The organism is Gymnodinialimonas sp. 202GB13-11 (assembly GCF_040932485.1).
In the GTDB taxonomy this organism is placed as follows: Bacteria; Pseudomonadota; Alphaproteobacteria; order Rhodobacterales; family Rhodobacteraceae; genus Gymnodinialimonas; species Gymnodinialimonas hymeniacidonis.
In genome coordinates, this window is record NZ_JBFRBH010000001.1 from 2,681,526 (window position 1) to 2,702,955 (window position 21,430).

22 protein-coding genes are annotated in these 21,430 nt (G+C 63.5%); 16 read left to right on the plus strand and 6 right to left on the minus strand.

Going from position 1 to position 21,430, the window contains the following annotated elements; all coding sequences use genetic code 11:
• Positions 1 to 84 precede the first annotated feature (84 nt).
• The 12 genes from V8J81_RS13525 to V8J81_RS13580 all read left to right on the plus strand — a co-directional run bounded on the left by V8J81_RS13525 (position 85) and on the right by V8J81_RS13580 (position 11,523).
• Positions 85 to 1,719, plus strand: a complete 1,635-nt coding sequence (locus V8J81_RS13525; RefSeq protein WP_368476277.1) for an FAD-dependent oxidoreductase — start codon at positions 85 to 87, stop codon at positions 1,717 to 1,719.
• 77 nt (positions 1,720 to 1,796) lie between these two features.
• A complete protein-coding gene (locus V8J81_RS13530) occupies positions 1,797 to 2,360 on the plus strand; it encodes a NifU family protein (RefSeq protein WP_368476278.1) in 564 nt (187 codons plus the stop codon).
• Entirely contained in the window at positions 2,350 to 2,775 is a 426-nt protein-coding gene (locus V8J81_RS13535) for a GFA family protein (RefSeq protein WP_368476279.1), read from the plus strand. Before V8J81_RS13530 ends, V8J81_RS13535 begins: the two co-directional genes overlap by 11 nt.
• 152 nt (positions 2,776 to 2,927) lie before the next feature.
• Positions 2,928 to 3,638, plus strand: a complete 711-nt coding sequence (gene tsaB / locus V8J81_RS13540) for a tRNA (adenosine(37)-N6)-threonylcarbamoyltransferase complex dimerization subunit type 1 TsaB (protein ID WP_368476280.1) — start codon at positions 2,928 to 2,930, stop codon at positions 3,636 to 3,638.
• On the plus strand, positions 3,635 to 4,051 hold the full coding sequence (locus V8J81_RS13545; RefSeq protein ID WP_368476281.1) for a GNAT family N-acetyltransferase: 417 nt from the start codon (positions 3,635 to 3,637) through the stop codon (positions 4,049 to 4,051). Before tsaB ends, V8J81_RS13545 begins: the two co-directional genes overlap by 4 nt.
• Before the next feature lie 193 nt (positions 4,052 to 4,244).
• On the plus strand, positions 4,245 to 5,246 hold the full coding sequence (locus tag V8J81_RS13550; RefSeq protein ID WP_368476282.1) for a BMP family lipoprotein: 1,002 nt from the start codon (positions 4,245 to 4,247) through the stop codon (positions 5,244 to 5,246).
• An 85-nt stretch (positions 5,247 to 5,331) separates the two neighbouring features.
• Positions 5,332 to 6,870 (plus strand): ABC transporter ATP-binding protein, encoded by a 1,539-nt coding sequence (locus V8J81_RS13555; protein ID WP_368476283.1) that lies wholly within the window; start codon positions 5,332 to 5,334, stop codon positions 6,868 to 6,870.
• On the plus strand, positions 6,870 to 8,012 hold the full coding sequence (locus V8J81_RS13560) for an ABC transporter permease (protein ID WP_368476284.1): 1,143 nt from the start codon (positions 6,870 to 6,872) through the stop codon (positions 8,010 to 8,012). Before V8J81_RS13555 ends, V8J81_RS13560 begins: the two co-directional genes overlap by 1 nt.
• Before the next feature lie 2 nt (positions 8,013 to 8,014).
• On the plus strand, positions 8,015 to 8,653 hold the full coding sequence (locus tag V8J81_RS13565; RefSeq protein ID WP_368476285.1) for a LysE family translocator: 639 nt from the start codon (positions 8,015 to 8,017) through the stop codon (positions 8,651 to 8,653).
• Positions 8,654 to 8,656: 3 nt separating this feature from the next.
• Positions 8,657 to 9,832 (plus strand): ABC transporter permease, encoded by a 1,176-nt coding sequence (locus V8J81_RS13570; protein WP_368476286.1) that lies wholly within the window; start codon positions 8,657 to 8,659, stop codon positions 9,830 to 9,832.
• A 120-nt stretch (positions 9,833 to 9,952) separates the two neighbouring features.
• Positions 9,953 to 10,870, plus strand: a complete 918-nt coding sequence (locus V8J81_RS13575) for a ring-cleaving dioxygenase (protein WP_368476287.1) — start codon at positions 9,953 to 9,955, stop codon at positions 10,868 to 10,870.
• Between the two features lie 2 nt (positions 10,871 to 10,872).
• Positions 10,873 to 11,523 carry an alpha/beta hydrolase gene (locus tag V8J81_RS13580; protein WP_368476288.1) on the plus strand — a complete coding sequence of 217 codons (651 nt, stop codon included), beginning with the start codon at positions 10,873 to 10,875 and terminating at the stop codon, positions 11,521 to 11,523.
• 100 nt (positions 11,524 to 11,623) lie between these two features.
• On the opposite strand, the gene V8J81_RS13585 is transcribed toward V8J81_RS13580, so the two are convergent.
• The 6 genes from V8J81_RS13585 to V8J81_RS13610 all read right to left on the minus strand — a co-directional run bounded on the left by V8J81_RS13585 (position 11,624) and on the right by V8J81_RS13610 (position 17,011).
• Entirely contained in the window at positions 11,624 to 13,198 is a 1,575-nt protein-coding gene (locus V8J81_RS13585) for a polyamine aminopropyltransferase (protein ID WP_368476289.1), read from the minus strand.
• Positions 13,195 to 13,413 carry a DUF350 domain-containing protein gene (locus V8J81_RS13590; RefSeq protein WP_368476290.1) on the minus strand — a complete coding sequence of 73 codons (219 nt, stop codon included), beginning with the start codon at positions 13,411 to 13,413 and terminating at the stop codon, positions 13,195 to 13,197. Before V8J81_RS13590 ends, V8J81_RS13585 begins: the two co-directional genes overlap by 4 nt.
• A 29-nt stretch (positions 13,414 to 13,442) precedes the next feature.
• Complete coding sequence (locus V8J81_RS13595) at positions 13,443 to 13,625, minus strand: hypothetical protein (protein WP_368476291.1); 183 nt, start codon at positions 13,623 to 13,625, stop codon at positions 13,443 to 13,445.
• Between the two features lie 3 nt (positions 13,626 to 13,628).
• Positions 13,629 to 14,912, minus strand: a complete 1,284-nt coding sequence (locus V8J81_RS13600) for a DUF4178 domain-containing protein (protein ID WP_368476292.1) — start codon at positions 14,910 to 14,912, stop codon at positions 13,629 to 13,631.
• Positions 14,909 to 15,544, minus strand: a complete 636-nt coding sequence (locus tag V8J81_RS13605; RefSeq protein ID WP_368476293.1) for a DUF4178 domain-containing protein — start codon at positions 15,542 to 15,544, stop codon at positions 14,909 to 14,911. Before V8J81_RS13605 ends, V8J81_RS13600 begins: the two co-directional genes overlap by 4 nt.
• A 96-nt stretch (positions 15,545 to 15,640) precedes the next feature.
• Complete coding sequence (locus V8J81_RS13610; protein WP_368476294.1) at positions 15,641 to 17,011, minus strand: aspartate aminotransferase family protein; 1,371 nt, start codon at positions 17,009 to 17,011, stop codon at positions 15,641 to 15,643.
• Between the two features lie 112 nt (positions 17,012 to 17,123).
• Between V8J81_RS13610 and V8J81_RS13615 the strand changes: the two genes are divergently transcribed.
• From V8J81_RS13615 to V8J81_RS13630, 4 genes are all read left to right on the plus strand, one after another.
• Positions 17,124 to 17,501: a DUF1801 domain-containing protein gene (locus tag V8J81_RS13615; RefSeq protein WP_439649924.1), complete on the plus strand. Its 378-nt coding sequence runs from the start codon at positions 17,124 to 17,126 to the stop codon at positions 17,499 to 17,501.
• A gap of 163 nt (positions 17,502 to 17,664) precedes the next feature.
• Complete coding sequence (doeA, locus tag V8J81_RS13620) at positions 17,665 to 18,843, plus strand: ectoine hydrolase DoeA (RefSeq protein WP_368476296.1); 1,179 nt, start codon at positions 17,665 to 17,667, stop codon at positions 18,841 to 18,843.
• Positions 18,840 to 19,835, plus strand: coding sequence for a N(2)-acetyl-L-2,4-diaminobutanoate deacetylase DoeB (gene doeB / locus V8J81_RS13625; protein ID WP_368476297.1), 996 nt, complete (start codon positions 18,840 to 18,842; stop codon positions 19,833 to 19,835). Before doeA ends, doeB begins: the two co-directional genes overlap by 4 nt.
• Before the next feature lie 43 nt (positions 19,836 to 19,878).
• Positions 19,879 to 21,423 carry an ATP-dependent DNA helicase gene (locus tag V8J81_RS13630; protein ID WP_368476298.1) on the plus strand — a complete coding sequence of 515 codons (1,545 nt, stop codon included), beginning with the start codon at positions 19,879 to 19,881 and terminating at the stop codon, positions 21,421 to 21,423.
• Positions 21,424 to 21,430: the final 7 nt, after the last annotated feature.

Consider the following 21,430-nt stretch of genomic DNA (forward strand, 5'->3'; position numbering starts at 1 on the left):
CGTTTGCTGCATACCGGCATTACCTCGTCTTCCGCTGCATGGCTTCTTATATGAAGGACGCGAACAGACATGGAGGGCAGATCCATGCCCAAACCCCGCATTGTCATCCTCGGTGGCGGCTTCGGCGGCCTCTACACCGCCCGCGCCCTCAAGCGTGAACTCAAAGACACTGCGGAAATTGAACTCATCACGGCAGAGAACTACTTCGTCTTCCAGCCTCTCCTGCCAGAGGTCGGCGCAGGCTCGGTCACGCCAATCCACGCCACCTCACCCTTCCGCTTCCTCCTCAAGGGCGTCACCATCCGCAAAGCCCTGATCGACAGCGTCGATTTCGCGACCAAAACGGTCACCGTTTTTCAAGGCGTCCAACGCCGCCCGACCGAGATCGCCTACGACCACCTCGTCGTCTCCCTCGGCCAAACCGTCGATCTCTCCCGCACGCCGGGTCTGCAAGACCATGCCCTGACAATGAAGGGTTTGGAGGACGCCCGCCGCCTGCGCGCCCATGTGATCGAGCGTCTGGAACATGCCGACATCACCAATCTGCCCGAGGTCAAACGCGGCGCGCTGACCTTCACTGTGATTGGTGGCGGCTTCTCAGGGATCGAGACTGTAGGCGAGATGGCCGAGCTCATCGACCGCTCGCTTAAGTATTACCCCAACGTCTCGCGCGACGAGGTCCGCATCATCGTGCTGGAATTCGCCGACAAGATCCTTGCCGAGATGCCCGAAAGCCTCGCCCAATACGCCGGCGAACAACTCGAAAAACGCGGTATCGAGATCCGCCTGAACACCGGCATCGCCAGCGCCACCGGCACGCAGATCACCACGACCACCGGCGACACCATCGACTGCCGCACTGTCGTCGCCACCATCGGCAACGCGCCCGCGCCTGTCGTTGAGCGCATGGATTTGGCCCTGCAACACGGCCGCATCGCCGTCGACCGCGACCTCTCCGTGCCCGACAGCGATGGCGTCTGGTCGCTTGGTGACTGCGCCCTGATCCCGATGAAGGACAACGCCGCCGACCGCGCCGATTTCGCGCCGCCCACCGCTCAATTCGCGGTGCGAGAGGCCAAGCAACTCGCCGCCAACATCGCCCGCGCGATCCGGGGTGAGCCGCGCAAACCGTTCGAATATATCTCCAAAGGTGCCATGGCCTCCCTCGGCGGGCGGCGCGGCATTGCTGATGTCATGGGCATCCGCCTGAAAGGTTTCCTCGCCTGGCTCCTCTGGCGCGCCTACTACGTGGCCTTCCTGCCCGGGTTCCCGGCCAAGGTTTGGGTGCTCAGCCATTGGGTCCTCGATTGGGTCACGCCGCGCAGCCTCGTGAACCTTAACTCCTACACGCCGCCTGCCGCGCGCCACGTCCACTATCGCGCCGGCGACCGCATTTACGAGACCGGCAATCGCGCCGATGGGCTCTACACGGTGATCGAAGGCGCCGTTGAAATCCGACGCGACACCGATGATGCCCCGCAGACCCGCCGCGTCGGCCCGGGCGAGCATTTCGGCGAACGCATGGTTTTCGGTGCCACCCGCCGCCTCGCCACGGCCCGCGCGCTGGAAGACACGACCGTCCTCGTCCTCGACCGCGCGCATTTCTTGAAGCTTTACGAGAGCTTGCCGCCGTTCCGCGAGTATTTCGAACAGCACCTCGCCCGCGAAGGCCTCGACTGGCCGCTCGACAGCCGCGAACGCCCCGAAGCGGCAGAGTAGTTTAGAACCATTCCAATCGCCTTGACTCCGCCGGGGTGCGACCGCATATCTGACTCAACCAGTAAGGATAGTCGCGCATGTTCATCCAGACCGAAGCCACCCCGAACCCCGCCACGCTCAAGTTCCTGCCCGGCCAGACCGTGCTGGAGGCTGGCACCGCCGATTTCCCATCGGCTGAGACGGCGGACAAATCCCCCCTCGCCACCCGCATCTTCGCGGTTGAGGGGGCCACGGGCGTGTTCTTCGGCACCGATTTCATCACCGTGACCAAAGCGGAAGCCGTGGATTGGGACCATATCAAGCCCGCCATCCTCGGCGCGATCATGGAGCATTTCCAATCCGGCGCGCCCGTGATGGAAGGTGAGGCACAAGCCGCTGGCGGCCATGCCGAGCACACCGGCGAAGACGGTGAAATCGTGGGGCAGATCAAGACCCTGCTCGATACACGCGTGCGTCCCGCCGTGGCCCAGGATGGCGGCGACATCACCTTCCACGGCTTTGATCGCGGCGTGGTCTACCTGCATATGCAGGGTGCCTGCGCAGGCTGCCCGTCGTCGACACTGACGCTGAAGATGGGTATCGAAAACCTGCTACGCCACTACATCCCGGAAGTGGTCGAGGTGCGCCCGGTTGCCGTCTGATACGGCTCCGATCACCGGACACTGCTATTGCGGGCAGACACGGCTCACCGCCACCGCCCGCCCCCAAACCGTCACCTACTGCCACTGCTCCGATTGCCGCCGCCTCTCAGGCGCGCCGGTCGCCGCCTTCGCGGCATTCGCGCCGTATCAGGTGACGTTCTCACCCTCACGCGGCCCGCGCAAAAGCTTCACCAAAGGCGTGGATCGCTGGTTCTGTCTTGATTGCGGCACGCAGCTTTGCGCGACCTACGACTATTTGCCCGATCAGATCTACGTCCCCCTCGGCCTGCTCGACCAAGCCGACCAACTCGCCCCGGAAAGCCATAGCCACGCCGACAGCGCGCTACCCTGGCTCCACATCACCGATGACTTGCCCCGCGATACCGGGTCTGGACGAGACCGCCTGAAACCCTGACCCCGTTCCTTGTTTCAAAAATACCGTGGGGGTCAGCGGCTTTCCCCTCGGGAAAGACGCGCATAGAGCAGCGCCCCCTGAAACGGGGTGGGCGGGCGGGACCGCACACCCCTCCCCTTGCTCCGACGCAGCAAGGGAATTAACCCCGCCCCATGACCCAGCCGCTGATCCTTGCCTTTGACACCTCCGGCCCGCATTGCGCGATAGCGCTCCTGCAGGGCGAAACGGTGCTCGCCTCCCGGTTCGAGGAGATGGCCAAGGGTCAGGCCGAACGTCTGATGCCACTGATTGAGGCGACATTGGCGGAGGACGGCTTGCCACTGGATGTCCTCGACGCGATCGCCGTCGGCATAGGCCCGGGCAATTTCACCGGCATTCGCATCGCCGTCTCCGCCGCCCGCGGGCTGGCACTGGCCTTGGGCACTCCCGCAATTGGCGTCAGCAATTTCGAAGTGATGCGCGGCCCCAACTCCCGCCGGGACCATGAACCCCAGCTTGTGTCGCTTCCCGCACCGCGCGGCACAGTGTTCCTGCAAGCCTTCAAGGACGGGCGCGAAGATGGCCAAGCGCACATGCTGCGCACCTTGCAGGATCCGTTTTGGGAGCTTTTCGACGCATCCGCTTCGCGTCCAATTCTGGGTCAATGGGCCGAGGACCTCGCCCTCTACCACCCACCAAGCTACGACCCGTCCGGCCCGCCTGCGCAGGATCGAGAGCTACCGGCGCGGCTCTCCGCCCAGATCATCGGGGCCATCGCCGCCGACAAACTGGCAGACGGACACGACCATCCCCGCCCCGCGCCCCTCTACATCAAACCCGCCGACGCTGCCCCCTCGCGTGAGGCCGGGCCAACGATACTGTGACGCTCGCTGAAACCCTCGCCGAGCTCCATGCCGCCAGCTTTCCGCGGGGCTGGACCACCCATGAATTCGAAACGCTGCTGGCCAATCCGGCCTATACTATCATCACCTCGGACCACGGCTTTGCGATGCTGCAAATCATTCCGCCCGAGGCTGAGCTGATCACCATCTCCATTTTACCCACGGCGCGTGGCATGGGCCATGGTCGCACCCTTCTCTCGCGTACCGTCGAAGCCGCACGCACGGCCGGGGCCACTTCAATCTTCCTTGACGTGGATGCCACCAACGTTGCTGCCATCGCCCTCTACGAAAGCGCGGGTTTCTCTGAGTTTGCACGCCGCCCAGGCTATTATGCCTCGGAGGATGATAAACCATCTGACGCGATCCAGATGGTCCACCACGTCTCTGCCCAATGACCTGACTAATCCACAGGCAATTGACGCAGATACAGGCACTGACGCCCCGTCACCCGCCAGAATCCGGTTGACCCTCCCCGCCCGCTTTGCCCTTATTCAAAGCAAGGATTCCGTTGCTTGAGACGGGGTTTCTGCTTCGGGGAGCGGCCACAGCACAGGCTGACGCCCCAGAACCAACCGGGAGACCAATAATATGACAATGATGAAATCGCTTCTTGGCGCCGCTGCTGCCATCGCATTCTCCGCCGCTGGCGCGCTGGCCGACGGCCCTGCCATCATCTTCGACCTGGGCGGCAAGTTTGACCGCTCTTTCAACGAATCCGCCTTCAACGGCGCTGAGCGTTGGGCCGAGGAAACCGGCGGCACCTACCGCGAGATCGAGCTTCAGAACGACGCGCAGCGCGAACAGGCCATGCGCCGCCTCGCGGAAGCGGGCTCCAACCCCATCGTGATGGCAGGCTTCAGCCAGGCCTCCGCGCTGGAAGTTGTTGCACCTGACTACCCCGAGACCACCTTCGTCATCATCGACGGCGTTGTGGACGCGCCCAACGTGCAGTCGATCATCTTCTCCGAGCATGAGGGATCGTACCTCGTCGGCATGATGGCTGGCATGGCGTCCGAGACGGGCACCGTGTCCTTCGTCGGCGGCATGGACATCCCGCTGATCTCGCGCTTCGCCTGCGGCTATGCTCAGGGCGCTGTTGCAGCCAACCCCGACGCCACCGTCATCGCCAACATGACCGGAACCACGCCTGCCGCATGGAACGACCCCGTGCGCGGTGGTGAACTGACGCGCGGCCAGATCGGCCAGGGCTCTGACGTTGTGTTCGCTGCCGCTGGCGGCACCGGCCTTGGCGTTCTGCAGACCGCAGCCGACGAAGGCATCCTGTCGATCGGTGTGGATGCCAACCAGAACTACCTGCACCCCGGCATGGTCCTGACCTCCATGGTCAAGCGCGTGGACGTGGCTGTCTATGACAGCTTCACCGCAGGCGCAGACGGCATCGAGCCCGGCATCTTCGTCTACGGCCTCGCCGAGAATGGCGTCGGCTACGCAATGGACGAATTCAACGCCGAACTTGTGACTGAAGAGATGATCGCAGCCGTCGACGCGGCCCGCGAAGAAATCATCGCAGGCACCCTGTCCGTCCACAACTTCACCGACGACGGCACCTGCCCGGTGGAAATGCAGTAAGGCGCGGGCCTTGCTGTAACGAAACAGACGGGCCGCGCCTTTCCCAAGGTGCGGCCCGCTCCTTATCCAGTCAGAGACCGCGCCCATGACAGCCCCTGCGATTGAACTCAAAGGCATCTCCAAGGCCTTCGGGCCGGTTCAGGCCAACAAGGACATTTCGCTGAGTGTCGCCAAGGGCGCGATCCACGGCATCGTTGGCGAGAACGGCGCGGGCAAGTCGACGCTGATGTCGATCCTCTATGGCTTCTACAAGGCCGACGCTGGTGAGATCTGGATCAACGGCAAACAGACCTCCATCCCCGACAGCCAGGCCGCCATTCGCGCCGGTATCGGCATGGTCCACCAGCACTTCAAGCTGGTCGAGAATTTCACGGTGGTCGAGAATGTGATCCTCGGCTCCGAAGACGGCGCAATGCTGCGCCCCTCCATCTCCAAAGCCCGCAAGGTTCTGATCGACCTTGAGAAGGAATATGGTCTTGAAGTTGACCCTGACGCGGTGGTCGAAGACCTCTCCGTCGGGCACCAGCAACGCGTCGAGATCCTCAAACAACTCTACCGCGAAGCCGACATTCTGATCCTCGATGAGCCTACTGGCGTGCTCACCCCGTCCGAGGCTGATCAGCTGTTCCGCATCCTTGGTCGCCTAAAAGAAGAGGGGAAGACGATCATCCTGATCACCCACAAGCTGCGCGAGATCATGGATATCACCGACACCGTCTCCGTCATGCGACGTGGTGAGATGACCGCGACGGTCAAAACGGCCGAGACCTCGCCCGCCCAGATCGCTGAACTCATGGTGGGCCGCAAGGTCCTGCTGCAGGTCGATAAGACCGCTGCCAATCCGGGCAGTGTGGTCCTTGATGTCCAGAACCTGCGCGTTGTCGATCCGAGCGGGGTGGAGCGTGTCAAATCCATCTCCTTCCAGATCCGCGCGGGAGAAATCCTGGGCATCGCGGGCGTGGCGGGCAACGGCCAGACCGAACTCCTCGAAGTCTTGGGCGGCATGATCCCTGCGCAGGGCGGCACAGTGAAACTCCACGGCGAGGAAATCGATTTGACCGGCCGCGAAAGTGATGGCCAGTCCCGACGGCGGCGTGGCATCGGCCATGTGCCTGAGGATCGGCAAGTCGAAGGCCTGATCATGCCCTATGAGGCGTGGGAAAACGTGGCCTTTGGCTACCACCACGATGTGCGCTACCAATCCGGACCGCTTATGAACAACGCCGCCATCAAGGCCGACTGCGCCGAGAAGATGGAACGCTACGACGTCCGACCGCCCAACCCGCGCCTGCCTGCCCGCAACTTCTCGGGCGGCAACCAGCAAAAGATCGTCGTCGCGCGCGAGATGGACCGCCAGCCTGAATTGCTGCTGATCGGCCAGCCCACGCGCGGCGTGGACATCGGGGCCATCGAATTCATCCACAAGCAGATCATTGCCCTGCGCGATGCTGGCAAGGCCGTGCTGCTGGTCTCCGTCGAACTGGACGAAATCATGGGCCTATCCGACCGCATCGCCGTCATGTTCGATGGCGTGATCTCAGGCGAACGCCTGCCGTCCGAGACCAACGAGGGCGATCTGGGCCTGCTCATGGCCGGCGTCAACGAGACCAAGGGGGCCGCATAATGGATAAGATGCCAAAATGGGCTGACATCATCCTGATCCCACTGATCAGCGTGGTCCTCGCCCTCTTCGCCTCCGGCCTCGTGGTCTATTTCATTATCGGTGAAAACCCCTTCCGTGCCATGGCGATCATGGTGAATGGAGCTTTCGGTTCGGCCTATGGCTGGGGCTACACGCTGTTTTACACCACGAATTTCATCTTTACCGGCCTCGCCGTCGCCGTCGCCTTCCATGCGCGCCTGTTCAACATCGGCGGCGAGGGGCAGGCCTATGTCGCAGGCATCGGCGCGGCCATTGCCTGCCTGCTGATCCCTTGGCCCCATTGGTCGTTGGCCCTTGTGGCCGTGACGTTTATGACCGCGCTTTTTGGGGCCGGATGGGCCGCGATCCCCGCCTATCTGCAAGCCAAGCGCGGCAGCCATATCGTGATCACCACGATCATGTTCAACTTCATCGCCGCCTCGCTGATGATCTACGTCCTGAACAACATCTTCACGATCCCCGGCTCGGCTGAAACCGCCTCCGTCCGCTTCCCGGAAACCACGCACCTGCCCAATGCAGGCGCCTTTGCAGGCTTCCTTGGCTTCCGGTCTTCGACCCCGCTTAACGTCAGCTTCTTCATCGCCCTTCTCGCCGCACTCGGCGTCTGGCTTCTGATCTGGCGCACAAGGCTGGGGTATGAGATCCGCGCCTTCGGCCACTCTGAGACCGCCGCCGTTTACGCAGGCATCAGCCCCGTCAAGATCACCATGATTGCGATGCTGATTTCCGGCGCATTGTCCGGCCTGATGGCAATCAACGCCGTGCAGGGTGAAAGCGAACAGCTGCGCCTCGACTTCGTGGCAGGCGCGGGCTTTGTCGGCATCGCCGTTGCGCTCATGGGCCGCTCGCACCCCGTGGGCGTTTGCCTTGCCGCGCTGCTCTTCGGGATGCTCTACCAAGGCGGCGCGGAACTGGCATTCGAAATGCCCGCCGTCAGCCGAGAGATGATCCTCGTGATCCAGGCGCTCGTGATCCTCTTCACCGGCGCGCTCGACAACATGGTGCGCATGCCGATGGAGAAGCTCTTCATGTCGATGCGCAGCAATGCGGCTCCGAACCCGAAGCCCACGCGCGCCGATCAATCCACCGCGGCAGGAGAATGACCATGATCGACACGCTTCTGCCCTTCCTGCCCGCCTTCGCCGTTGCCTGGGGTATCTTCTTCGTCGGGGCGTCCTCCCCCGGCCCCGCCGTCGCCATGCTCATGGGCCTGTCGCTCAGCCAAGGGCGCACCGCGTCGCTCATCGCCTGCCTGGGCATCGCGCTTGGCTCCGCCACCATCAACGTCCTGACCATCCTCGGCGTTGGCCTGATCCTCAGCCAAGCCGCATGGGCGATGATGCTGCTGAAACTCGCAGGCTCCGCCTACCTTGCCTACCTCGCCTACGGCGCGTTCAAGAAGGCGATCAATCCGCCCACCATCGCGGCGCAGGCCGTCACCCGCCAATCCACGCCCGCGCTTTTCGCCAAGGGCTACCTGCTGCAAGTCACGAACCCCAAGGCCATCGCTTTCTGGCTCGCTATCGCCGCCGTGGGCGCCACGGCAAACGCGCCCCTCTGGGTCATCGCGCTGTTCGTGATCTCCTGCGCAATGCTCAGCTTCGTCTGCCACGCCGCATGGGCGCTGGCGCTTTCCGCCACACCCGTCCGCGCCGCCTATATCCGCGCACGGCGTTACGTCGAAGGCGCGCTCGGCGCATTCTTTGCTTTCGCCGCCTACAAGCTCGCCACGTCGAGGATCTAACCCATGGATTTCATGACAATCCTGCAACTCTCCGACAGCTCCCTGCGGCTCGCCACGCCGCTCCTGCTGGCCTGTCTTGCCGGGCTCTTCTCGGAGCGGGCGGGCATTTTCGACATCGGGCTGGAGGGCAAGATGCTGGCCGCCGCATTCTTCTCGGCCGCCTTCGCTTTCCTGTCGGGCAATGTCTGGATCGGCCTCGGCGTCGGCATCCTCGCCTCTGTCGTCCTCTCTATCCTGCATGGCGTTGCCTCTATCACCTTCCGCGGTAACCAGCTGATCTCGGGCGTGGCCATCAACTTCCTCGCTGCAGGCCTCACGGTGGTGATCGCCCAAACCTGGTTCAGCCAGGGCGGTCGCACACCGGCACTCACCGGCGATGCCCGCTTTTCCGAGATTGTCCTGCCAGGTGCGGCCTCCCGCATCCGCGATATTGCCCAACAAGATCCGCCCATGCAGATTTATTCCGAGCTTCTGTCGGGCCATTCCATCCTTGTCTACATTGCGCTCCTGATCGTGCCGCTCACCTGGTGGGTCCTCTACCGCACCCGCTTCGGCCTGCGCCTGCGCGCCGTGGGCGAAAACCCCGCCGCCGTAGACACCGCCGGCATCTCTGTCGTCGGCCTGCGCTACGCCGCCGTCGTTATCTGCGGAGTCCTCTGCGGCCTTGCGGGTGCCTACCTCGCCACCGGCCTCTCCGCGGGCTTCGTCAAGGACATGAGCGCGGGCCGCGGCTTCATCGCACTGGCCGCGCTGATCTTCGCCAAATGGCGCCCGTGGGAGGCGCTGGGGGCGTGCCTGCTCTTCGGTTTCCTCGACGCCGTCGGCAACCGCTTCCAGAATATCGAGCTTTTGACCTTCCTCAGCCTGACCTTCCTCTTCGTGGTGCTGATCGGGGCCATCATGCTGATCCTCCGCCTCGTCGCGCTCCTGCGCGGCAAAGCCACCCCGGGCAGCCTCGCCATCCCAGCCGCAACTCTTGTCGCAGGCCTCGTCTTTGCCATTGGCCTGCCTGCACTCGATACAAGTCAGGGCCTGGGCGCGACGCTCAACACGTTTGTCCTGCCCGTCCAATTCATGCAGGCCCTGCCCTACATCCTGACCGTGGTGATCCTCGCAGGCTTCGTCGGCCGCGCCATCCCACCACGCGCAGGTGGCGAGCCCTACGTGAAGGAACGATAAAGACCTCAGCACAGGCGCACAGCGCCCGTGCGCCCCCTCGCCTTTTCGCACAGTCACAAACACGCCATCTCTCATGCCATGAACCGGGCCGAACGCCCGCCAAACGCAGGAGAGACTCCCATGTCCACCACCATCCCCGGCCTGCACCACGTGACCGCCATTTCCGGTCCCGCCCAGGCCAATGTCGACTTCTTCACCGGCACGCTCAAACAGCGCCTCGTAAAGAAAACCGTCAACTTCGATGCGCCCGACACCTACCACCTATACTACGGCAACGACGCGGCGGAGCCCGGCACCATCCTCACCTTCTTCCCCTTCGCCGATGCAGGCCCCGGCCGCGCAGGCTCGGGCATGGCAGCGGCCTATGCCTACGCAGTCCCGCACGGCAAGTTCGACGGCTGGATGGAGGATCTGGCGGAGAATGCCATCGACTTCCTCGGCCCGAAAGAACGCTTCGGGGAGCGTGTGATCCTGCTCCGCGACCCCGACGGCGCGCCCGTCGAACTGGTGGAGACCGACCGCGAGGTCGATGGCCCCCTCGACGGCTTCCATTCCGTCACGCTCTGGGAAGACGACATCGCCCCAACCGCACGCCTGATCACCGATCATTTCGGCTGGGAAGAGGTCGGCCACGAAGTGCAGGACGGCACCGAACGCCTCCGCCTCCGTGCCCCCGGCGACGCGCGCGGCGCCGTAGTCGACATCATGCGCTCCGACGCGCCGTCCCTCGGGCGGCAGGGGGCCGGCACCATCCACCACGTGGCCTTCCGCGCGCGGGACGATGCCGAACAACTCGAATGGCAGGAAAAGCTGCAATCCGCAGGCTTCGGCGTGACCGAGGTCCGCGACCGGCAGTATTTCAACGCCATCTACTTCCGCGAACCCGGCGGTGTGCTGTTCGAGATCGCCACCGATCCACCGGGCTTCGCCACCGACGAAGACCCCGCCCATCTGGGCGAGGCCCTCAAACTGCCCCCGCAATACGAGGGCATCCGCGACAAGCTGGAGCGGGTCCTCCCGCCGCTCAAAGTCGCATGAGCATGAACCAATCGGCGCCCGTCACCCTGGCGGGCGCCGCACCGGACCGGGCGCGTTACGGCCTCGTCCTTGTGCATGGCCGCGGTGGCTCTGCTGCCGATATCCTAGGCCTCGGCGAGGCGCTCGGCCTGCCCGACATCGCGCTCGCCGCACCGCAGGCCCCCGGCCACAGCTGGTGGCCCACATCCTTTCTCGCCCCCACTGCGCAGATGGAGCCCTTCGTGCAATCTGGCCTTGCCACAGTCGAGGCAGCAATCGAGGCGCTCGCGCTGCCCCGTAGCCAAATCGCGCTCGCCGGCTTCTCCCAAGGCGGCTGCCTCGCATTGGAATTTGCCGCCCGCAATGGCGACCTCATGGCCACTTTCGGCCTCTCCGCCGGGCTGGTTGGCACCTCTGACAGCGATGAATCTGCAACTGAAGCCCTCTACGGCCACAGGCCCAAACGCTTCGACTACACAACGGACCTTAGCCAAACGCCGGTTCACATCTCCGTCCATGAACAAGACCCACACATTCCTCTCGCCCGCGCCCAAGCCAGCGTCGAGATCTTCCGCGCGCTTGGTGCGGAAACCAACCTCGTCACCGCCCCCGGCGCGGGCCATGGCATCCTTCAGGAGGACGTCATAGCACTGCGCGCCGCCCTGAACCGCTAGCGCAACCCGCCCCTCTTTGTTCCCTGAAAATGCCGGGGGAGTCGCCTTTGGGCGGCGGGGGCAGCGCCCCCAAATGGGGTGGGCGGGCGGGCCCGCCCCCTCATCTGAACCAGAAATCCCAGCCGCGCTGATAGGCGGCAACGAGCGGATGTCCTTGGATCGTGTTCACCGGCACCTCGCCCGCTGGCAGCTGATCCTCCCCAAAGGCCTGCGCCCCGCGCCAAACCTCTGCGTTTAGATACCGCAGCCCCTCGGGCAATTCCGGCACACGACCTTCATCCGGCACGCCCGGCCCGGCCATGACGAAGCCCCAATTCCCGAAACTCGGCAGGTAGACTTGGTACGGCACAGTCCCCAACCCTTGCCCCGGCGATACGGGGTTGCGGGTCGCGGCCAGCGTCGCCTCCGTGATCCAAAAGGCATCACTGGCAAAGGTCGGCGATCCGGCCTGCGTCACCATCAGTCCAACACCCGACAGTCGCTCCATCAACATCCCGTAGAATTCCACGGAATAGAGCTTCGACAAGGCAATGCTTTTCGGGTCCGGCAGATCGGCGATGATGACGTCAAAAACCTCATCTCCATGCCCCTCCGCCGCCCAAACCCAAGCGTCCGTGTTCACCACCTCAACCCGATCGTCGAGCAACGCGCCGTCGTTCAAGGCCACAAGATCTGGGTTGGTCGAAAACAGCTCCGTCACACGCGGGTCCAGATCCACCAGAACCACCCGCTCCACACCCTCGTGGCGCAGCACTTCACGCACCGCCATCCCGTCGCCGCCACCCAGAACCAGCACATTCCGCACACCAGGCACCAACCCCATGGCCGGATGCACAAGCGCCTCGTGATAGCGGTGCTCATCGAGGGAATCGAACTGGATCGAATGGTCGAGGAACAGGCGATACCGCTCGTCAAACCGCGTGATGACGATGCTCTGATAGCTGGTCGTCTCCGAGAAAATCACCTCATCCTGAAACAGCCGCGCATCCACGGCCGAGACCATCCGTTCACTCACGGCAAATGCGAGGAGAGACGCGAGGAGGAACCCACCCCATGCCACCCACATCGCGCGGCCGAACCGGTCGCGGAACAAATACAGTGAGAACCCCGCCACCAGCAGGTTCAGAATGCCAAACGCCACCGACGCGCTCATCAGCGGCAGGTTCGGCACGATCAGCAGCGGAAACGCCAAAGACGCCGCCAGCGCCCCGATATAATCGGCGGTCAGCACGTTCTCGAAGCGGAACTCCGCCGCGCCAATCTCTTTCATCACGCGGCTGATCAGCGGGATCTCCATCCCCGACAGCACGCCAATTGCGATCAACCCGCCATAAAGCGGCAGGCCCACAGCGCCGTAGATCGCATAGGTGAAGAACAACAGCGGCCCGAGCGCGCCACCGATTACACCCAACGCCATTTGCGCCCGCACGAAGCCGCCCAAGGCATCGCCCACAAAGCGCGAGGCCCAGGCGCCCACGCCCATCGCGCTCAGGAACACCCCGATCACGAACGAGAATTGGCGGATGGAATCGCCCAGAAGATAGCTGGAAATGGTCGCTGCGATCAGCTCGTAGATCAGACCCGCCACCGCCACCACGAAGGTGGCCGCCAGCAGCCACGCGACCTTTGGGGTCAGCTCCGCCCGCGACGAAGCTGACGCATCAGGCTCACTCAAGACAGGATGACGGCCGCGATGATGATCGCCATCGACATGAACACCGACCCGATCAGAATGGCGAGTGAGGTGTTCTGATCCTCCTCAATCTCTTTCACGATCGGAAACGGCGAGAGGAATTCGATGATCTTGTAGGCGATGTACATCAGCACCATCCCGATAACGCTGTAAAACAGCATCGAGATCAGTTCCGCGACGATGATTTGTTCAAACATCTGCAAAGGTTCCTATTGCTTGAGGCACTTCATTTGATCCGACCGAAGAAGGCAAAGCCGCCACTTCCGCCGCCCGATGATCCGGTGCGGATCGATTGCGTTGAGGCCGCCAGATCGCGGCTTTCGCGTCCGACGCCATAGTAAGAAAGGTAACTGGCACCCATCAGCGCCATGACCGCGCCACCGATGATGATGAGTCTGATCGGGGTCATCGCTTAATCCTCATCATGCCAGTCCGAACCTGCGAAGCGCACCGAATTGTGCATGGCACGCCGTCCGGCAACATAAAGCCATCCCAGCCCCGCAATCGCGGCCAGCACGAACATCCAAAATGCCGTGGGCTTGCCCTGGCTCACCCGTACGGAGACAGAGAAGCTGTCCGCTGCATTGCCCCCCTCGGCCCGTTCCAGCCGGATCGTGTGGGTGCCGGTTGCTTCGGGCCGGAACCGGAAGGACGCATTGCGAGAGCCTTCCGACCAGCTTTCGCCGCCCGAGCTACCGGAATAATAGGAGATCGCCCGCTGCGCCGCGACCACCGGGTTGCCATCGGGCCCCAGCACTTCAACTGCGAAGACACCCCAGGCGTTTTGCAAGTTGCTCTCCAACCGCACCCGCGACAGCTGGCTGCGGTTCGTAACCTCAAAGCTGTAGCTCTCCGGCAATTCGGCCAGCGTCGCCCGCGGCGTATCCAGGACAGTTCGCCCGCCCATGATCATGAACAGCAGCCCCAACACGATGGAGGCTATGGCCGTCCACGCCAGCACCTTGCGCAGCAATCCTTCCTCGGCCATCGCTTTGTAAGGCTGCAGCGGGTGTTTCTGCGCCGGGCCAAGGGCGCCCACGTCAAAGCCCATATCCTTGGCGACCGCGTCTCGATCCATCAACTTGGTCAGCTCCGCCTCGCGCTCCCGCGACGACTTGACCAGACCCAACATCGCGTCCGGGCCAAGCAGGCTGACGACCTGCTTCTTCTCACCCAGTTTCGGCACCCAGTTGAATTCACCTTCCATGAACTCGATCTGCGTCACCGACGTCTCGTAATACTTGTAGACCTGCCCCTTGTAGGACCGGCGCGGCGGCGTCTCGGCACGCTCCACCGTCGAAGGGCTCAGCCAATGGCCCATGTTGTAGTCACGCACCTTGCGCGTGAACGTAATCTGTCCATTTTCGACATTCAGCCACAGATAGCCGTGCGTGGGGGAAAACACCTGATGCTCCACCCAGCGCCAAGTGCGCCCGCCATAGCGCTCCATGATGCCAAGCGTGCCGATCACGGTGAATTCGACGCCCTCGTATTTCAGGGTCATGCCGATGGTGATCGGGCTCGCCGGATGATCGCGCTTCCCGATGTTGTCGAGGATCTTGTAGTTGTCCTGCGTGTCCAGAACCGCGCCACAATAGCCGCACACATGGGATTGCACGCGCCCGCCGCCCAGAACCGAAAGACCGGCCCCGCAGGAGGTGCAGTTGATCGAACTCAGACCATGCGCCGCGCTCATGCCACCCGGCTCCCGTCCAGTCGCTCAATCTTCAAAGTGAAAGGATCGAGCCACTCTCCATCGCTCCAGCTATGCCCACCTTCCCAGAACTCACCCGACAGAAGCTGCCCGGACGGCCCGGAGGCGTTGATGAAGTAGTGTTCATCCCCTACCTGGATCAACTCAGGGAACTGCCCGCGCACGGCGATACACTTGGCGGTATCACCTTCGGTCACGGTATAGTCGCGGCTGTTGTAAGTGACCGTTTGCCCCACAGCGGGCGGATCGCTCCGGCGCGGCCCGGCATTGCCCTGAAACGGGTACTGCACCGCCACATCGCCCTCGTCGATCGACACCCATGCCCCCGCGCCCTGGCTATTCTCAACCCAGAATTCGTCCCATGTTCCGCGCCCGTAATCATACCGCGCATGGCCCACAACAAGGCACTTCTGACCGCCAATTTCGACGCTGTCGTTCACCGACAGAAGCATCGGATAGTCGTGCATCTCGCCATTATTGCCGATGGGATTGAGCGCAGCCCCCTCGCGGAACAGCGTCGTGTCGCAGGACGGACAATCAAACATCCGCGTGGATTTGCGAAGGTTGTCAAAGCCGTACCCACAATTTGGGCAAGTGACGTGAGTGTCAGACATCTACTGCGCGGTTCCGAAATGCTTTGCCTGTAATTAACGCCAGACTAGCCGGATCACGCCACAGCCGTAAAGGGGGGCCGGGGTTAAGGATTCCCCTTACCCCAGAACGTTCGCAATCGAGTCGTGTGTGACCGATACAACCGTATCCGCTTCTTCGCGGCTGAGGCACAGGGGCGGCGCGAAGCCGATGATATCCGCCTGCGGCATCGCCCGCGCGATCACACCGCGCCGGCCCATCGCCGCCACGATCTGCGGCACGATCTTGTCCGCCGGGTCAAAGCCCTTGCGCGTGCCCGGTTCGCTGACCAACTCCACCGCAGTCAGCATGCCCACACCACGCACATCTCCCACATGGTGCATGTCGCCCACAGCCTCCGCCATGGCTTGCGTCAGGTAAGGCCCAACCTCCGCAGCGTTGCTAACCAACCCAAGGCTGTCGAGCAGCGTCAGGTTCGCAACCCCCGCCGCCGCACCAATCGGATGCGCCGAATAGGTCCAGCCATGGCCTAGCGGCCCGTTCTCATCTGTGCCGCGCGCCAGAACCTCGAACACGCGATCATGCACGATGGACCCTGACAAAGGCGCATAGGCACTCGTCAGCCCCTTGGCGATGGTCATTATGTCAGGCTCCAGCCCATAGACGGGCGAGCCGAACATCGACCCCAACCGCCCGAACCCGGTAATCACCTCATCCACGATCAGCAGGATGTCATGCTTCTTCAGGATCGGCTGGATTGCCGCCCAATACCCCTTCGGCGGCGGCACAATCCCGCCCGTCCCGATCACAGGTTCCGCAATGAACGCCGCAATCGTATCCGCGCCTTCGGCCTCGATCATCGCCTCCAGATCGGCGGCACACATGGCGACAAACTCGGCCTCGCTCTGCCCTTCATCCTCGCGCTGGAAATAGTAAGGTGCCGTCGTATGGCGCACCGTATCCAGCGGCAGATCGAATTTCTTGTGAAACAGGCTGAGCCCCGTCAGCGAGCCGCTGACAATGCCCGAGCCATGATAGCCGCGCCACCGGCTGATGATCTTCTTCTTCTCAGGCCGGCCGAGGATGTTGTTGTAATACCAGACCAGCTTGATGTTGGTCTCGTTCGCGTCCGACCCACCCTGCCCGAAATAGGTTCGGTTCATGCCCTCCGGCGCGCGTTCCGCAATCATCCGGGACAGCGTGACCGAGGCCTCCGTGCCGTGCCCGACATAGGAGTGATAATAGGCCAACTCCCGCGCCTGATCCGCGATGGCCTCCGCCACCTCCTGCCGCCCATAGCCGATGTTCACGCAATACAATCCCGCAAACGCATCCAGCAGACGGTTCCCGTCGCGGTCCGTTACATGGCAGCCTTCGGCACTCTGAATAATGCGTCCAGGCGCCTCGCCCCGCGCGTGCTGGCCCAGATGCGTCGACGGATGGAAAAAGTGATCGCGGTCCCACTTGGAGAGTTGGTCATTCGTCAGCATGGGCAGGGCCTCCGGGTAAGCTCACATATCCTCACGCTGGACCGGAGCAAGGATTTGCGCAACCCTGAAGGGGTCGCAGATATGGGAGAGCCCCCTGTCAAAACCCGCCACGATCGACGCGTTCCACGCCACCCTCGCGCCCGAAGATCGCGCCATCGCCGGCATGCTGCGCGCCAGCATCACCCAAGCCTTGCCCGAGGCGGAGGCCAAGATCTGGCACGCCCACCCGGTCTGGTTCCTCGATGGCAATCCCACTGTCGGCTATTCCAAGTTGAAATCCTGCATGCGGCTGTTCTTCTGGTCCGGCCAGTCCTTCCCCACTCCCGGCCTCGCCCCCTCCGGCACCTTCAAAGCCGCCGAAAAACGCTACGCCGACGCCGCCCAGATCGACCATGACCTCCTCGAAAAATGGCTCTCCGACGCGCGCGAGATCCAGTGGGATTACAAAAACATCGTCAAAAACAAAGGCCGCCTCAAACGCCTGAAATAGCCGCTCGCCCCCTTTTCATCTTGCCAGAAAAACACCGGCGGAGGCGCACACAGCGCGACGGGGGCAGCGCCCCTCTTTTACGAAAACCCACACACCCGTCGCAAACGGGCTGGACGCCATCACATCCCTCGGCAAACCTCCCGCCTAACAGGAGAGCCCAGCCATGCCCGACCGCGTCCCCAATTTCACGCCCGAGGAATACGCCGCCCGCCTCGCCAAAACCCGTGCGGCGATGGAGGAGGCCCGGGTCGAATGGCTCATCATCACCGACCCGTCGAACATAGCCTGGCTCACCGGCTATGACGGCTGGTCCTTCTACGTCCATCAGGCGGTCATCGTGCCCTCGACCGGCCTGCCGCTCTGGTGGGGCCGCGCCATGGACGGCCTCGGCGCACTCCGCACCGTCTACATGCCCGACGACCACGTCATCGGCTACGACGACACCTACGTTCAGAACCCGGAAAAGCACCCCCACGAAACCCTCGCCGACCTGATCCGCCAGCGCGGCGGGTCCGGCACCCGCATCGGCGTGGAGCTCGACAATTACTACTATTCCGCCGCCGCCCACCAAACGCTTCTGCAACACCTCCCCGACACCCAATTCATCGACGCCACCGGCCTCGTGAACTGGCAGCGCGCCATCAAGTCCGAGGCCGAGATCACCCGCATGCGCAAAGCCGCGAAGATCGTGGAGGCCATGCACAACCGCATCCTCGAGGTGGCCGAACCGGGCCTGCCCAAGCACCACCTCGTCGCCGAAATCCTCGCCACCTCCGTCAAAGGCACCAACGAGACCTGGGGCGACTACCCCGCTATCGTTCCCCTCACACCCTCCGGAATGGACGCCACTGCCCCCCACCTCACATGGGACGACAAGCCGATGGCGACAGGTGAGGCCACCTTCTTTGAGATCGCTGGCGTCTACCGCCGCTACCACTGCCCGCAATCCCGCACCCTTTTCCTAGGCTCCATGCCACAGCACTTCAAAGAGGCCGAAAAAGCGGTCATCGAGGCCACCCACAAAGCCCTCGACCAAGCCAAACCCGGCAACACCTGCGAAGACGTGGCCAATGCCTTCAACGGCACCCTCAACCGGCTAGGCTTCGAAAAAGACAGCCGCACCGGCTACGCCATCGGCCTCTCCTACCCGCCCGACTGGGGCGAGCGCACCATGTCTTTCCGGCGCGGCGACACGACGCCACTCCAACCCGGCATGACCTTCCACTTCATGCCCGCCCTCTGGCTCGCCGATGGCGGCATCGAAATTACCGAACCGATCCTCATCACCGAGACGGGGCATGAATGCCTCTCGACCCTCCCGCGTAAGGTCTTCGTGAAATGACCAGCCTCACCGTCCCCCTCAACCAACCCGGCAAGCACTTCGGCCACATCCGTATCCCCCATTCCGCCGACGACAGCGCCTGGGGGCACGTCATGATCCCCGTCTGCGTGATCAACAACGGCACCGGCCCCACCGCGCTTATCACCGGCGCAAACCACGGCGATGAATACGAGGGCCCCATCGCCATCCGCCGCTTCATGGGTGTTGCGGAACCCTCCGACATCCAGGGCCGCGTGATCCTGATCCCGACCCTCAATCACCCCGCCTTCATGGCCGCCACCCGCAATTCGCCCATCGACAGCGTCAACATGAACCGTGCCTTCCCGGGCTCTCCGTCCGGCACGATCACCCAAAAGATCGCAGCCCATATCAACGACCACCTGATCCCCGAGGCCGATCTCGTGCTCGACTTCCATTCCGGGGGCAAAACGCTCGACTTCCTGCCCATGGCCATCAGCCACATCCTCGACGATGCGGAGCAAGACCACCGCTGCGCCACAGCCGCCCGGGCCTTCTCCGCGCCCTATACCGCCCGCCTGCGCGAGATTGACGATACCGGCATGCTAGACGGCGCCGCCGAACGGGCGGGCAAGACCTTCGTCACCACCGAACTTGGCGGCGCCGGCACAACCAACGCCCAAAGCGCCGAGATCGCCTATCAGGGCCTGCGCCGCGTCCTCGCCTTCCATGGCATTTTCTGCACCAACTACGCGCCCGCGCCGTCTCGCGCCCTCGACCTGTCCGATCCCACGGGCTTCCACTTCGCTGAACATCGCGGGCTCTTTGATCCGCAGGTCTCGCTTGGTGATACGGTCGAACGACATCAACGCCTCGCCCACATCTACCACCCCGAAGACCTCCAAAGCGTGCCCAAAGCGATCTACGCCCAACGCCCCGGCCTCATCGCCGCGCGCCACGTCCCCGGCCTGATCAAACCCGGCGATTGCGCGTTCGTTACCGGCACTGATACCGGCCCTGCCGGTTTCCCCTGATCGAGGCCTCGCACTCCCCTCCCGCGCGGGCTAGGGTCGCGCCATGAACGCCGTCCCTGCCCCCACCTTCTCCGACGATCAGGCCATGGCCCACGACCGCGTGGCTGAGGTGTTACGCGATATGGGCGTCGATATTGACGACGAAACGCTCACGCCCGCAGCCGATGGCAAGGGCGCGGTGCTGGCCATCACTGGTAAAGCGGGATCCGGCAAAACCCTTCTTCTCGCTGAAATCGTCAAGGCCCTGCAACGCTCAGGCGTCGACCTTATCTCCGGCGATTGGGAGGGCAAGCGCCGCAAAGACCGCCGCACCGTCGCCGTCCTCGCGCCGACCAACAAGGCCGCCTCCGTTCTACGCAATCGCGGCGTGCCCGCGACTACGATCCACCGCATCCTCTATACGCCCGTCTACGACCCGGAATTCGAGAAGGTCGCCGAATGGATGGCCGGCCAAGGCGAGCGCCCGGTGATCGAGGCGCTGACCGACGCCGCGCTGGATCGCGCGAAAGAGGTCTATGACGCCACCAAATCCGTCCCTGCCGCACTCGCCTCCGCTGGCCTCAGGGGCAGCGATTTCATCACCGGCTGGAAACGCCGCGAAGATGCGCTCGACATCGGCCTTGTCGATGAATCCTCCATGCTGGACGACAAGCAATATCAGGATCTTAAGGAAATCTTCCCCGTCCTGATCCTCTTCGGCGACCCGGCGCAGCTTGCCCCAGTCGGTCAGTCCGGTGAGATGGTCTTCGACAAATTCAAAGGCCCCAACCTGATGCATCTGGGCCGGGTCCACCGACAAGACGCCGACAACCCGATCCTTGATCTCGCCCATGCGCTTGGCGACCCTGACCTGGAATTCTCGGATTTCGAGCGCATGATCACCGAGGCCGCCGCCCGCGATGACCGCGTGCAGGTCGCAGGCGCGGTGAATTCCGACATGATGGCGCGCTCGCCGGTTCTGGTCTGGCGCAATGCCACGCGCATTCGCCTGATCTCGGCCTTCCGCTCCGCCCATGGTGCGGCGGATGATGAGCTTCTGCCGGGCGAGCCGCTGATCTGCGACGGGATCGAACTGCCCCTCAAGCACCGCAAGAAGCGCATTGATCTTGAGGCGCGCGGCCTCATCAAAGGCGCGCCCGTGATCTATCTCGGCCCCGGCAACCGCCCCGGTTTCTCGCGCCTGCATGTCATCGGCGCCGAAACCCCGCGTTTCTCCGCCGCCTCCATCGTGAAGATCGAAAAGCCCGATGAGGATGAGCCGTTCATCCCCTACGCCGCCCGCATGGGCGCGGCCTTCCTGCACGGTGCGGCTGTCACGACCCACAAGGCGCAGGGCTCGCAATGGCCCGAGGTGCAGGTCTTCGCCCCCGACCTCTACGCCGCCTCCCGCGCCGGTCGGATGGAGGCGGGGCAGGCCCTCTGGAAGCGCCTCGCCTATGTCGCCATCACCCGCGCCGAAGAGCGTCTGATCTGGGTGACGCGCTACCGCCTCTCGCGCCCGACCGAGGCGCTTGGCATCGACGATCTGGAAGTGAAGGTTGCGCCCTTGTCGCTGGAGGCTGAAGACGACGGCGCACCACAAGTGTAACTACAGA

Coding starts and splice junctions, on each gene's coding strand:
- V8J81_RS13525 (WP_368476277.1), top strand. CDS start 85: ATGCCCAAACCCCGCATTGTCATCCTCGGTGGCGGCTTCGGCGGCCTC.
- V8J81_RS13530 (WP_368476278.1), top strand. CDS start 1,797: ATGTTCATCCAGACCGAAGCCACCCCGAACCCCGCCACGCTCAAGTTC.
- tsaB (WP_368476280.1), top strand. CDS start 2,928: ATGACCCAGCCGCTGATCCTTGCCTTTGACACCTCCGGCCCGCATTGC.
- V8J81_RS13550 (WP_368476282.1), top strand. CDS start 4,245: ATGACAATGATGAAATCGCTTCTTGGCGCCGCTGCTGCCATCGCATTC.
- V8J81_RS13555 (WP_368476283.1), top strand. CDS start 5,332: ATGACAGCCCCTGCGATTGAACTCAAAGGCATCTCCAAGGCCTTCGGG.
- V8J81_RS13560 (WP_368476284.1), top strand. CDS start 6,870: ATGGATAAGATGCCAAAATGGGCTGACATCATCCTGATCCCACTGATC.
- V8J81_RS13565 (WP_368476285.1), top strand. CDS start 8,015: ATGATCGACACGCTTCTGCCCTTCCTGCCCGCCTTCGCCGTTGCCTGG.
- V8J81_RS13570 (WP_368476286.1), top strand. CDS start 8,657: ATGGATTTCATGACAATCCTGCAACTCTCCGACAGCTCCCTGCGGCTC.
- V8J81_RS13575 (WP_368476287.1), top strand. CDS start 9,953: ATGTCCACCACCATCCCCGGCCTGCACCACGTGACCGCCATTTCCGGT.
- V8J81_RS13580 (WP_368476288.1), top strand. CDS start 10,873: ATGAACCAATCGGCGCCCGTCACCCTGGCGGGCGCCGCACCGGACCGG.
- V8J81_RS13590 (WP_368476290.1), bottom strand. CDS start 13,413: ATGTTTGAACAAATCATCGTCGCGGAACTGATCTCGATGCTGTTTTAC.
- V8J81_RS13595 (WP_368476291.1), bottom strand. CDS start 13,625: ATGACCCCGATCAGACTCATCATCATCGGTGGCGCGGTCATGGCGCTG.
- V8J81_RS13600 (WP_368476292.1), bottom strand. CDS start 14,912: ATGAGCGCGGCGCATGGTCTGAGTTCGATCAACTGCACCTCCTGCGGG.
- V8J81_RS13605 (WP_368476293.1), bottom strand. CDS start 15,544: ATGTCTGACACTCACGTCACTTGCCCAAATTGTGGGTACGGCTTTGAC.
- V8J81_RS13610 (WP_368476294.1), bottom strand. CDS start 17,011: ATGCTGACGAATGACCAACTCTCCAAGTGGGACCGCGATCACTTTTTC.
- doeA (WP_368476296.1), top strand. CDS start 17,665: ATGCCCGACCGCGTCCCCAATTTCACGCCCGAGGAATACGCCGCCCGC.
- doeB (WP_368476297.1), top strand. CDS start 18,840: ATGACCAGCCTCACCGTCCCCCTCAACCAACCCGGCAAGCACTTCGGC.
- V8J81_RS13630 (WP_368476298.1), top strand. CDS start 19,879: ATGAACGCCGTCCCTGCCCCCACCTTCTCCGACGATCAGGCCATGGCC.